Origin of the sequence: Streptomyces sp. B21-105 (genome assembly GCF_036898465.1) — a bacterium.
GTDB lineage: Bacteria > Actinomycetota > Actinomycetes > Streptomycetales > Streptomycetaceae > Streptomyces.
Window position 1 is genome coordinate 5,681,230 of record NZ_JARUMJ010000001.1, and the last position, 12,615, is coordinate 5,693,844.

Here is a 12,615-nt window from a genome sequence, read left to right on the forward strand (position 1 = left end):
GCGTGCGGCAAGCCCGGCATATGCGGGGCTCGACGCCCTGATCAGCACGTTTGTTGCCAGTGAACGCTGGCGTCATGTGTGCGGGCGGTGAATCCCTATTACCCGCGGGTACCCAAAGTCCCCCGTACGTCATACCCTGCGGCTCATGACGGACTCGCAGGCCCCGGAGAAGACTTCGGAACAGACGCCGGAAAAGACAGGCACCAACCCCCTCGCCCCCGCCCCCACCGGCGTCCGTACCGCCGCCGACGTGGTGACCCCCGAGCTGGTGGCCCAGCTCACCAAGGGAGTGACCGGCTCCGGCCGCACGGCCAACCACACGCCGTTCACCGGCGAGAAGCTCGCCGACCTGCCCGAGTCCACCCCCGAGGACGTGCTCAGGGCCTACGAGGCGGCCCGCGCCGCCCAAGCGGTGTGGGCGAAGACGCCGGTCCGGGAGCGGGCCGCCGTCCTGCTCCGCTTCCACGACCTGGTGCTGGAGCGCCAGGCCGAGGTGCTCGACCTCATCCAGCTGGAGACCGGCAAGGCCCGTCTGCACGCCCACGAGGAAGTGCAGGCCGTCGCGGTCGCCGCCCGCCACTACGGCCGCAGGGCCCCCTTCTACCTGCGCCCCAAGCGGCACGCGGGCGCCATACCGACCCTCACCAAGGTGACCGAGCTGCGCCACCCGCGCGGTGTCGTGGGGCAGATCGCCCCCTGGAACTACCCGCTGGAGCTGTCGGTCGGCGACGCGCTGCCGGCGTTCGTCGCGGGCAACGCGGTCGTCATGAAGCCGGACACGGAGACCTGCCTGACCGCCCTGTGGGCCCGTGACCTGCTCGTCGAGGCCGGTCTGCCCGCGGACGTCTTCCAGGTCGTCCTGGGCGAGGGCCCCGTCGTCGGCCCCGAGGTCGTCCGGCACGCCGACTACGTGTCCTTCACCGGGTCCACCCGCACCGGCCGCGAGGTCGCGCAGGGCGCCGCCGCCCGGCTGATCGGCGTCTCCCTCGAACTCGGCGGCAAGAACGCCATGCTGGTCCTCGAGGACGCCGACATCGAGCGGGCGGCCGAGGGCGCGGTCCGCGCCTGCTTCTCCTCGGCCGGCCAGCTCTGCATCTCCATCGAGCGGCTGTACGTCCACGAGTCGATCGCGGACGCCTTCGTCGAGCGCTTCGCCGCCCGCACCCGGGCCATGCGCCTCGGCACCTCCCTGGCCTACGGCGCCGACATGGGCTCCCTGGTCGGCGAGCGCCAGCTGGAGACCGTGACCCGGCACGTCGAGGAGGCCGTCGCCAAGGGCGCGAAGGTCGTCGCCGGCGGTGTCGCCCGCCCGGACGTCGGCCCGTACTTCTTCGAGCCGACCATCCTCGACGGCGTCACGGAACCCATGTCCGTCTGCACCGAGGAGACCTTCGGCCCGGTCGTCTCGATCTACCGCTTCAAGACCGACGACGAGGCGATCGAGCACGCCAACTCCACGCCGTACGGTCTGAACTCGTCGGTGTGGACGAAGGACGGCCGTCGCGGCCGGGAAGTCGCCTCCCGCGTGCGGGCGGGCACCGTGAACGTCAACGAGGGTTACGCCGCCGCCTACGGCAGCGTCCAGTCCCCGATGGGCGGAATGAAGGACTCCGGTCTCGGCCGCCGGCACGGCTCCGAGGGCATCCTGAAGTACACGGAGGCCCAGACGGTGGCCCATCAGCGCCTGCTGCCGATGGCGCCCGCCTTCGGCATGGACGACGAGAAGTACGCGGCGTTCATGAGCACCAGCCTGAAGGTGATGAAGGCACTCCGACTGCGCTAGGGCAGGCCCGCACCGTTGCGGTGCCAGGACAGGCCCCGCGTGTTCTGTCCCGGGTGAGTCCCGGGGGAGACGACCGGTCCCCATCCGTTCTCGACGAGGAGAGCACGTGTCCCAGGACGCCTACGACTACGACGTCATCGTCGTCGGATCCGGCTTCGGCGGTTCCGTGACCGCCCTGCGCCTCACGGAGAAGGGCTACCGCGTAGGCGTCCTGGAGGCCGGCCGCCGTTTCACCCGGGAGTCGCTCCCCAGGAACTCCTGGGACCTGAAGAACTACCTGTGGGCCCCGAAGCTCGGCATGTACGGCATCCAGCGCATCCACCTGCTGGGCAACGTCATGGTGCTGGCCGGCGCGGGCGTGGGCGGCGGCTCCCTCAACTACGCCAACACGCTGTACGTGCCGCCGAAACCGTTCTTCGACGACCCCCAGTGGCGTGGCATCACCGACTGGCAGGAGGAGCTGACGCCGTACTACGACCAGGCCCGGCGCATGCTCGGCGTACGGCTCAACCCGACGACGACCCCCTCCGACGTGCACCTGAAGGCGGCCGCCGAGCGGATGGGCGTCGGCGACACCTTCCACATGGCGCCCGTCGGCGTGTTCTTCGGCGACGGCGAGGACGCCGACGGCACGGTGAAGGCGAAGCCGGGCCAGCGGGTCGACGACCCCTATTTCGGCGGCGCGGGCCCGGCCCGCAACGCCTGCACCGAGTGCGGCGAGTGCATGACCGGCTGCCGGCACGGCGCGAAGAACACCCTCAACGAGAACTACCTGCACCTCGCCGAGAAGGCGGGCGCCGTCGTGCACCCCCTGACGACGGTCGTCTCCGTCACGGACGACTCGCAGGGCGGGTACGCGGTGGCCACTCTGCCCACCGACGAGCGCCGCAGGGGCAGGGCGAAGGCGCGGGGCAGGGTCTTCAAGGCCCGCCGGGTCGTCCTCGCCGCCGGCACCTACGGCACCCAGACCCTGCTGCACCGGATGAAGGCCAACCGCCAACTCCCGTACCTCTCGGACCGGTTGGGCGAGCTGACCCGTACCAACTCGGAGGCGCTGGTCGGTGCCCAGACCGACGACCGCCGCTACCGCAAGGCCACCGGCGCGCCGAAGGTCGACTTCACGCGCGGCGTCGCCATCACCTCGTCCGTCCACCCGGACGCCGACACGCACATCGAGCCGGTCCGCTACGGCAAGGGCTCCAACTCGATGGGCGGGCTGTCGATCCTCCAGGTGCCGTACGCGGAGGGCTCCTCCAGGGTGGCCGGCTGGCTGACGAACGCGGCCCGCCACCCGCTGCTCGTCCTGCGCTCGCTGTCCAACCGCCGCTGGTCGGAGCGGACCATCATCGGTCTGGTGATGCAGTCGCTGGACAACTCGCTGACGACGTATCTGAAGCCGTCCGGCGTCGGCAAGGGTCTGCTGACGGCACGCCAGGGGCACGGCGCCCCCAACCCCAAGCAGATCAAGGCCGCCTCCGAGGCCGCCTCCGCGATCGCCGCCGACATCAACGGCTTCGCCGGTTCCAACGTCGGCGAGCTGATGGGCACCCCGCTTACCGCCCACTTCCTCGGCGGCTGCCCGATCGGCGACTCCCGCGAGACCGGCGTCATCGACCCGTACCACCGCCTGTACGGCCACCCGGGCATCTCGGTCGTCGACGGCGCGGCCGTGTCGGCGAACCTGGGCGTCAACCCCTCGCTCACCATCACCGCCCAGGCGGAGCGCGCGATGTCGTACTGGCCGAACAAGGGCGAGACGGATCCGCGTCCGGCGCAGGGAGCGGCGTACGAACGCCTGAAGCCGGTGGAGCCGGTCAGCCCGGCGGTGCCGGCGGACGCCTTCGGCGCGCTGCGCCTGCCGTTCCTCGGCATGCCGGCGGTCCCGCCCCGGCAGTAGCACGAGTACGGGCGACGACACGCCGAAGGGACCTGCGCCCCCCTCCGGGCGCAGGTCCCTTCGTGTGTCCCGATGCGCGTTACGCGTGCATGCCGACCTTGCGGCGACGGACGGCGAACACCGCGCCGCCGCCGGCGAGCACGGCGACCCCGCCGACCAGGCCGATCACCGGCAGCGCGGAGTCGGAGCCGGTCGAGGCGAGGCTGCCGCTGATCGGCTTGGCGTCGCCCTGGGGCTTGACGCCGGAGGTGGGCTTGTGGCCGTTGGGCTTGGCGTCGCCGGAGTCGCCCGCGTCCGTGCCGGCGGCGAGGATCCGGACGTCGTAGTAGTCACTGTTGCCGTGGCAGGCGGAGTCCTCGCCGGCGTAGACGGCCTCGCTCAGCGCCAGCGAGGAGCCCGCCGGGGCGGAGGCCTTGACCTTCACCCGCAGTTCGAGGCTGGCGGAGGAGTGCTTCTCCAGCGTGTCGAGCAGGCCGACGAACGATCCCGTGACGTCGACCTTCTTGCCGTGCTCGTCCTCGTAGGAGTCCTGGAAGCTGTTGGTCCACTTCCCGTCCTCCTTGACCTGGATGACGGCGAGGCCCTCGGACAGGTACGCCTCGGTCGTTTCGTCGCCGTACTCGAGGAACGCGTCGAGGTACACGTTCTTCAGGTCGCGGTCGGAGTCGTTGTCGACGACGAACGTGAAGCCGTGCCAGCCGGAACCGGCGACGATCTTGCTCGGCAGGCCCTTGATCTGCGCCGACAGGTCCTCGTCGAGGTCGAAGGAGTCGCAGTCCTCGTACGGGTCGAACCCGTTCCCGCTCTCGGAGGCCGACGAGCTCGCGGTGGACGTCCCCGAGCTGGAGGAGGAGGCAGAGGAGGAGCCGGACGGGGAGCCGGACGCCTTCTCGCCGTCCGACGGGGACGACGAAGCCGACGAAGCGTCGGTCGTGGTGTCGGTCGTGGTGCCGGTCTTGGTGTCGGACGCACTCTGGTCGTCCGAGGCCGAGGCGGACGGCGAGGAGGTGCCGGTCTCCGAGGAGGATGCGCTCGGCGAGGACGTACCGCCCTCCTCCGCGAAGGCGGCGGGCGCCGACAGCAGCGCGAGCGGCGCGATGACGGCAGCCGCGGCCGCGGTGACCATCGTGCGGCGGAGATTCATGAAGACCTCGTGGATCTGGTGGTGGAGGCCTTCCGCATGGGGGTGCTGGGAGTGGCCCTGGTTCGGTACGTGTGACCAGGCAGGGCCGAAATCAGTTGTCCTGAACTCATCAGTTCTTTATGTGATGCCCGTCACGTTCACTCCTTCCTGGGCGTGACGAAGGGCCCCGCGGGACGGATCCGCGGGGCCCTTCTTTACCGTCAGCACCGGCGTCAGGGCAGCGCCGGTGCCTGGGAGCGGCGCCGGGGGGTTTGCGCCGCTGGTCTGGACCTCTGGTGGTCGAGAAGGGCAACGGTGCACGTGAGGCAGTTGCCCTGGGGGACTTGGCCCTGTTCGGGGCTTTCTCGCATCGTGCTGGATGAGCGCGGCCTCCGCAACCATTTGGCCCAGCCTTGTGCGTTTTCGCATTGTCCGTCGGTCGGCCCCGGGCGTCCCCGAGGCCGGCCGTTCTCTTGGGTGACCGGGCTGCTGTCCCCTGCGGTCCGGTCACGTTCCGGAGCGAGGTCCCACGGCGCACGAACGCGATCCGTACGCCTCTCGCCCCAGCGAGCCACGCGTGGTTCTTCCGGGCCCGCCCCTGGCTGGCGCGGACACGGGGACCAACGAAGCGCCCCGGGCGGCGGTCACGCGCCGTACGGGTGAGAGAACGCCCGAACTGGCGCGCGACCTCGGGCCCGCCTCCGCGTGTCCTTGTCCGGCGCGCGGCCTCAGACGCGGCCCCGGCACAGCTCCAGCAGCGTCATTGCCAGGGACGTGCCGGGCTTGCCGAGCGCGTCGCTGTAGTGCCCGAGGACCTCCATCTCGCGGGAGAGGTTCACCCGCCGACCGCCGGAGGTGATGCGCGCCTCCTGGATGACGGCCGAGACGGCCATCCGTTCCTGGATCAGTCCGATGATCCGGTCGTCGAGCGCGTCGATGCGCTCCCGGGCGCCGGTGATCACGTCGGCGGCGTCGGTGGTGCGGGCGCCGGTCTTCTCCGCGGCGGTGGCGGCGGTGGCGGTGGTGGTCATCTCGGGGCTCCTCGTGGGAAAGGGGGCCCCGGATCGGCAGGATCCGGAAAACGCCAGGCGCCCCGGACCTTGTCGGCCCGGGGCGCCTGGGAAGTCGCTCGTCAGTTGCTCAAGCAGCACGACCATGGCAGCCGGTGGGCCGGTTGCCATAGGTAAACAGGAAGGTCGGGTGCGTGAGCATGCGGCCAGTATGCAGCGTCGTCGGGCGCGGTCCAACACGGTTCGCATCCTGAGACGCGACGGTGGGCCAGGGCGCCGGTCGGCGCTCGGTCCGCCGTCGGGGCCGCTGCCCGCGCCCGCCTCGGTAGAATCGGAGGACACAGAGACCCCGCCCCACCGCCGGAAGGCCCCCGTGTCATCAGCGACTCCTACTGCCGCCGCCCCCGACACCGTCCTGGTCGTCGACTTCGGTGCGCAGTACGCCCAGCTCATCGCCCGTCGAGTCCGCGAGGCGCGGGTCTACAGCGAGATCGTGCCGAGCAGCATGCCGGTCGAGGAGATGCTCGCCAAGAACCCGGCGGCGATCGTCCTCTCCGGCGGCCCCTCGTCCGTGTACGAGGAGGGCGCCCCGACCGTCGACCGTGCGCTCTTCGAGGCCGGCGTCCCCGTCTTCGGCATGTGCTACGGCTTCCAGCTGATGGCGCAGACCCTCGGCGGCACCGTCGACAACTCCGGCGCCCGTGAGTACGGCCGCACCGACCTGCACGTCTCCCGCGCCTCCTCCACCCTCTTCGAGGGCACCCCGGCCGAGCAGGCCGTGTGGATGTCGCACGGCGACGCCTGCTCCGCCGCGCCCGAGGGCTTCGTCGTCAGCGCCTCCACGGACGTCGTCCCGGTCGCCGCCTTCGAGAACGACGAGAAGAAGCTCTACGGCGTCCAGTACCACCCCGAGGTCATGCACTCCACGCACGGCCAGCAGGTGCTGGAGCACTTCCTCTACCGGGGTGCGGGCCTGAGCCCGGACTGGACCACCGGCAACGTCATCGACGAGCAGGTCGCGGCCATCCGCGAGCAGGTCGGCGACCGGCGTGCCATCTGCGGCCTCTCCGGCGGCGTCGACTCCGCGGTCGCCGCGGCGCTCGTGCAGAAGGCCATCGGCTCGCAGCTGACCTGCGTCTACGTCGACCACGGTCTGATGCGCAAGGGCGAGACCGAGCAGGTCGAGAAGGACTTCGTGGCCGCGACCGGCGTCCAGCTGAAGGTCGTCGACGCGGAGGAGCGCTTCCTCACCGCCCTGAAGGGCGTCTCCGACCCCGAGGAGAAGCGGAAGATCATCGGACGCGAGTTCATCCGCGTCTTCGAGCAGGCGCAGGCCGAGATCATCGCGGACGAGGGCCCGGCCGTGGAGTTCCTCGTCCAGGGCACGCTCTACCCGGACGTCGTCGAGTCCGGCGGCGGCACCGGCACCGCCAACATCAAGTCCCACCACAACGTCGGCGGCCTCCCCGAGGACCTGGAGTTCCAGCTCATCGAGCCGCTGCGCAAGCTGTTCAAGGACGAGGTCCGCATGGTGGGCCAGGAGCTCGGCCTGCCCGAGGAGATCGTCCAGCGCCAGCCGTTCCCGGGTCCCGGCCTCGGCATCCGCATCGTCGGCGAGGTCACCAAGGAGCGCCTGGACCTGCTGCGCGACGCCGACGCCATCGCCCGCGAGGAACTGACGGCCGCCGGTCTCGACCGCGAGATCTGGCAGTGCCCGGTGGTCCTCCTCGCCGACGTCCGCAGCGTCGGCGTCCAGGGCGACGGCCGCACCTACGGCCACCCGATCGTGCTGCGCCCGGTCTCCTCCGAGGACGCCATGACGGCCGACTGGTCGCGGCTGCCGTACGACGTCCTGGCGAAGATCTCCACCCGGATCACCAACGAGGTGCGTGACGTCAACCGTGTCGTCGTCGACATCACCTCGAAGCCGCCGGGCACCATCGAGTGGGAGTGACCCCCTGCACGGGGTTCAGGTCCGCTTGAGAGTGCGCACCGGCTCTCCGGGCTTCCAGACCTGGGCGACCAGATATGTGTCGTCCTCGATATAGGTCCGCACGACCTCCGTCAACTCGGTGCGGAAGAGGTGGAACGGCTCCGGCGGTTCCACCTCTTTCACGTACGCCCCTTTGAGCTTCGGGTCGTCCACCTCGACCGCCCGGCCGGCGATCCGGACGTCGCCGCCGCCCAGCCCCGTCCCCTCGCCCGGGTTGGCCTGGAGGCTGAAGCGGGGATCGCGGTGCAGGTCCCGTGCCTTGAGCGAGTCCGGCATCATGCCGAGCCACAGCTCACCGCCGGTGAACCGGACCTCGAGGCCGCTGGTGCGGGGCGAGCCGTCCTTGCGGAGCGTCGCGAGGACATGGTGCGTGAAGGCTGCGAAGCGTTCCTCGGCGACCTTCGCCAGCTCCGGTTCGGCCGCGGCGAAGGACGACCAGTTCGCTGTCATGGGGATCTCGGCGGGGATCTCGGTCATACGGCGAGTGTGGCCCCGATACCGGACACCTTCTGTCGGTGTTTCGCGCACGTCCGGATGACGGTCGGCAACGCTCAAGACGTGCACCGAAGGTGACGGAAATCGTCATCTTTGTATAACGGCTCTGCCCTTTTACGTTGACCGAGGGTAACTTCCGCGTCGTGACGCAATCCAGTGCTGGAGGACCGATGCCACGGCCCACGCCGCCTGCCCCCCTGCCCACGGACCGGCTGCAGTTCGCGATGCCACCGATGCACGACTCGGTGGAGGGCGAGCGCCTGCACCGCAAGGAACGGCTGGCGGGCGCGGTGCGCCTCTTCGGACGGCTCGGCTTCGAGGACGGCGTCTCCGGCCATATCACCGCCCGGGATCCCGAGTTCGACGACTGCTTCTGGGTCAACCCGTTCGGCATGCCCTTCCAGCACGTCACGGTCAGTGACCTGGTGCTGACCAACCAGGACGGGCAGGTCGTCGAAGGCCGCTACCACGTCAACCAGGCCGCCTTCACCGTGCACGCCCAGGTGCACGCGGCACGGCCCGACGTCGTGGCCGTCGCGCACTGCCACTCCGTGCACGGCCGCGCCCTCGCCGCCCTCGGCGAGCTGCTCGACCCCATCACCCAGGAGAGCTGCGCGTTCTACGAGGACCACGCCCTCTACGACGCCTACACCGGGGTCGCCGTCGACGCGGAGGAGGGCAGGCGCATCGCGGCCGCGCTCGGCTCCCGCAAGGCGCTCGTGCTGCGCAACCACGGACTGCTGACGGTCGGCGACTCCGTCGACGCGGCCGCCTGGTGGTTCCTGTCGATGGAACGCTCCAGCCAGGTTCAGCTGACCGCGCGGGCGGCGGGCCGGCCCGTGCTGATCGACCACCGGGCGGCGGTGGCGACCCGGGAGCAGCTCGGCGGCGACCTGGTGGCGTGGATCAACTACCAGCCGCTGTGGCAGGACATCAGCCGCAGCCAGCCCGACCTGCTGAGCTGACCGGGAGCCGCGGCCCGCACTCAGAAGTTCCGCAGCCCTCAGAAGCCCCGCAGCACCACGGCCTTCGTCCGCGTGAACTCCTCGTCGGTGAGCACACCGTCCCGGTGCAGTTCGCCCAGCTCGCGCAGCCTGCGCAGCAACACGTCGTGATGGTCGGCCGGCGACGGGACGGACGCCGTGAGCCACCGCCCGCGGTCCGCTCCCCCCTGCCCGTGCGCGCGCCCGTGTCCGCCCCCGTCCCCGGCCCCACGGCAGTCTCCGTTTCGGTCTGCGTTCCCGTGCCCGTTCCTGTCGCCGGGCTCCCGGTGTGCGCGGGCCGAGGGATGCGGCAGCCGTGCGGTGACCGCCGTCGCGACCAGCGCCGTCAGCAGGTCGCGGCTCACGTTGCCCCACAGATCGAGGGCGTACGGGTCCTTCTCGGCCGGCAGCTTCGAGTGCACCGTCTCGCGGGTCACGAAGCGCAGGAAGCCGTCCTCGAAACCGGAGTTGGGCAGCCACTCGACCCGCACCACGTCGCCCACGTCGAGCACCCGGGGCCCGGTCGCCCGTTTCACCCGGTCCGAGGTCTCCGCCCAGTCGACGCGCACCTGGACGCCGTCGAAGGAGACGACGCCGTCCGACGACCGCACGGAGACCGGGACCGGCGGGCCGGGCAGCAGGTAGGCCACGGTCGGCTCACCCGGGATCTGGTCCAGCAGCAGCGCGTGCCGGATCTCCTCGGCGAGGTACTCGGCGACCCCGGAACGATCCGCGTCCACCGTGAGCCGGTAGGGATCGACGGCGTCGGGCAGCCGCCCGCCGGTCGCCTGCAGCAGTGGATCCGCTCCCTCGCGCAGCCTCATCCGCAGCCGACCGCGCCTGCGTTCAGGCTCGTAGACGATCCCGGCGACCGCCTCCAGAGGCACGGCGATCTCCCCGTACGTCTGCCGGAACAGCGGCACGGAACGGTGCAGCCCCGGCGTGATCCGGACCGTCGCGCCGTCGAAGGCCCAGGTCCCGTCACGCTGGATGATCTCGGCCATACGGAAATTCTCGCAGCCGGGTCAACACTGCCCTTCGCGCTTCACCCCCGCTGACCAGACCTGGCGGACACACAGGGTGTGCCGTAGGGCACAATTCGACGGCATCACAGGGGAGTTGTTCACAGGGTGGCGGCCCGGTCCGCTCAGGGTCCATCGAGGACCGCCATCCGATCGGGTCGCGGGGAAGGCAGGCGTCGGACGTGGCGGTGCAGGAGGCGAGACAGGGCGCGAGCCCCGGACCGGGTGCGGGCGTGCACGACGGCGGCTGCACCTGCGGGGACTGCCCGCACGGGGCGCGTGAGGGACACCGGCGCGCTGTCGCCGCGTTCCTGCGGAAACGTGACGGGTTCGCCGCCGGACAGGGGCTGCCGGCCGCCGTCGCCCACTCCGTCTCCGCCTCCCGCCAGTGGGTCTCGGAGGAACTGACGCAGTCCGCGGAGTTCGTCGCCGAACGCGGGCGCGCCGAGAGCGAGGCCTGGCTGGGCCGTCTGTGGCTGCGCACCACGGTCACCGTGTGGGCGGCGGTCGTCGTGCTGCTGCTGATCCAGTCCCTGACCGCCGTCGGCGCGGGCTGGACCGCCGCCCGCACCGCCGGACTCCTCGCCGCCCTCGTCGTCGCCGGCGCGCTCACCGCCGCCTCGTGGTTCCACCGGGCGCGCGGCGGTGCGCTCGCCCCCGTGATCGGCGAGGACAACCGTCCCTCCACCTCCCGCGCGGTCGCCGCCGCCTGGGTGCTGCTCGTGGCCTACGCCGTGCTGGTGCTGGCCGGCCGGCTCGCCGCCGCCTCCGGCCCCGCCGAACGCGACGCACTGATCGCCGGACTCGACCTCGCCCGCGGCGCCGGCACGGTGACCGTCCTCGCCGTGGTCTGCGGGATCGCCGTGCTGGTGCGCCGCGTGGTCGGCCTGCGAGTCCTCGCCCAGCGGCTGCAGAAGGTCCGGGCCCACCGCCCGCGCGCCGCCGACCTGCTGACCGACGACTCCGGCCGCGGCGCCTTCGCCGACATCCAGTACGCGGTCATCGGCGGCGTCGCCCTCGTCTTCGCCGGTGTCCGCCTGGCCCGCCGCCCCGACCAACTGCCCGACCTGCCCTGGGGACTCGCGGTCGTGGTGCTGATCTCGGCGGCGACGTATCTCGCCGGCAAGTACGCCGAGGGCGGCCGCCCCGTCATCCTCTCCGTCGTCCGCTCCCGCGAGGCCGGCGACCTCGACGCGCCGATCCGCACCGGCGACGACATCGAGATCCGCGGGGCCGGGTTCGTGCCGCCCGGGGCCCAGACCGCCGACCGGCTCTCCCGCATGGTCGTCCGCATCGGACCCGTCCACGTCCACGTCCCGCTCGTGCCGGTCACGGGCGGGTTCAGCAACCCGACCGACGCCGTCCTCACCGTCCCCGTCCCGGCGGACGTGGAACCGGGGCGGGCCGAGGTCCAGGTCGTCACGGCGGCGGGGGTGGAGACGAACCGGTACATGATCGACGTCACAGAGTGAACGGCCCGCCGGAGTGAACCGCCGGGCCCGCTTATCCGTGCACCCAGTTGAGCGCACCCTCCATGTCGTACGTAGGGTTGTTGAGGGGTTTACCACTGCGCGGGCGAGAGGCGACTACGGGCGATGACTCACGGTATGCGGACGGACACCACTTCCCCTTACGCCGACGGCGGAGGACACGGCTGGCGGGACACCGCCACCCGGTACGCCCTCCTTCCCCTGCGCGTCTTCCTCGGCGTCACCTTCCTCTACGCCGGTCTCGACAAGCTGACCGACAGCGCCTTCCTGAAGGACAGCGGCGCCGGCTCGATCGGCGAGACCATGCGCGCCGTCCGTGACTCCTCCGCCATCCCGGCCCTGGTCGACATGGCCCTGAAGAGCCCGGTCGGCTTCGGCTACGCGATGGCCTTCGGTGAACTCGCCGTCGGCATCGGCGCCCTGCTGGGCATCCTCACCCGACTCGCCGCACTGGGAGGCGTGCTGATCTCCCTCAGCCTGTGGCTGACGGTGAGCTGGGCCGCCGAGCCGTACTACTACGGCAATGATCTTCCCTACCTCATGGCCTGGATCCCTCTCGTCCTCGCCGGCGCCCCGGTCCTCTCCTTCGACGCCGCCTGGCGCTCAAGGCGACGACAGCGCACCGGCGGCCTGGCCTAGGCTGCGCCGCCGGGCCGTTCGTCCGGCCCCGTCGGCACCGGCCCTTCAGGTCCCGGCCGGCGCCACCCGGCCGTCGGGTCCCGCCCGGCCGTCGGGTCCCGTGCGTGCCGTCCGGCTGGGCGCGCTGCCCGTTCGTTCGGGCACGCACGCCCGACCGCGTTGCCCCGCCTGAGCCCGTCC

10 protein-coding genes are annotated in these 12,615 nt (G+C 71.4%); 6 read left to right on the forward strand and 4 right to left on the reverse strand.

Features of this window, described 5'->3' with window-relative positions; all coding sequences use genetic code 11:
- Positions 1-145: 145 nt before the first annotated feature.
- Both QA802_RS25780 and QA802_RS25785 read left to right on the forward strand, forming a co-directional pair.
- Entirely contained in the window at positions 146-1,783 is a 1,638-nt protein-coding gene (locus QA802_RS25780) for a succinic semialdehyde dehydrogenase (RefSeq protein ID WP_334527100.1), read from the forward strand.
- Positions 1,784-1,889: 106 nt separating this feature from the next.
- Positions 1,890-3,680, forward strand: coding sequence for a GMC oxidoreductase (locus QA802_RS25785; RefSeq protein ID WP_334527103.1), 1,791 nt, complete (start codon positions 1,890-1,892; stop codon positions 3,678-3,680).
- A 79-nt stretch (positions 3,681-3,759) separates the two neighbouring features.
- Here QA802_RS25785 and QA802_RS25790 read toward each other — a convergent pair whose 3' ends face one another.
- Positions 3,760-4,824, reverse strand: coding sequence for an LPXTG cell wall anchor domain-containing protein (locus QA802_RS25790; RefSeq protein ID WP_334527106.1), 1,065 nt, complete (start codon positions 4,822-4,824; stop codon positions 3,760-3,762).
- 707 nt (positions 4,825-5,531) lie between these two features.
- The gene (locus QA802_RS25795; RefSeq protein ID WP_334527109.1) at positions 5,532-5,834 is read right to left on the reverse strand and encodes a chorismate mutase; all 303 of its coding nucleotides are present in this window, start codon (positions 5,832-5,834) and stop codon (positions 5,532-5,534) included.
- Between the two features lie 352 nt (positions 5,835-6,186).
- Between QA802_RS25795 and guaA the strand changes: the two genes are divergently transcribed.
- A complete protein-coding gene (gene guaA, locus QA802_RS25800; RefSeq protein ID WP_319164373.1) occupies positions 6,187-7,767 on the forward strand; it encodes a glutamine-hydrolyzing GMP synthase in 1,581 nt (526 codons plus the stop codon).
- A 15-nt stretch (positions 7,768-7,782) separates the two neighbouring features.
- Here the strand turns inward: guaA and QA802_RS25805 are convergent, their stop codons facing one another.
- Positions 7,783-8,256 carry a pyridoxamine 5'-phosphate oxidase family protein gene (locus tag QA802_RS25805; RefSeq protein WP_334534880.1) on the reverse strand — a complete coding sequence of 158 codons (474 nt, stop codon included), beginning with the start codon at positions 8,254-8,256 and terminating at the stop codon, positions 7,783-7,785.
- 215 nt (positions 8,257-8,471) lie between these two features.
- Between QA802_RS25805 and QA802_RS25810 the strand changes: the two genes are divergently transcribed.
- Positions 8,472-9,266, forward strand: coding sequence for a class II aldolase/adducin family protein (locus tag QA802_RS25810; protein ID WP_334527112.1), 795 nt, complete (start codon positions 8,472-8,474; stop codon positions 9,264-9,266).
- Positions 9,267-9,304: 38 nt separating this feature from the next.
- Here the strand turns inward: QA802_RS25810 and QA802_RS25815 are convergent, their stop codons facing one another.
- Positions 9,305-10,288, reverse strand: a complete 984-nt coding sequence (locus QA802_RS25815; protein WP_334527115.1) for a DUF4429 domain-containing protein — start codon at positions 10,286-10,288, stop codon at positions 9,305-9,307.
- 200 nt (positions 10,289-10,488) lie between these two features.
- Here QA802_RS25815 and QA802_RS25820 point away from each other — a divergent pair, with 200 nt between their 5' ends.
- Entirely contained in the window at positions 10,489-11,778 is a 1,290-nt protein-coding gene (locus QA802_RS25820; RefSeq protein WP_334527118.1) for a hypothetical protein, read from the forward strand.
- A 123-nt stretch (positions 11,779-11,901) separates the two neighbouring features.
- On the forward strand, positions 11,902-12,435 hold the full coding sequence (locus QA802_RS25825) for a DoxX family protein (protein ID WP_334527121.1): 534 nt from the start codon (positions 11,902-11,904) through the stop codon (positions 12,433-12,435).
- Positions 12,436-12,615: the final 180 nt, after the last annotated feature.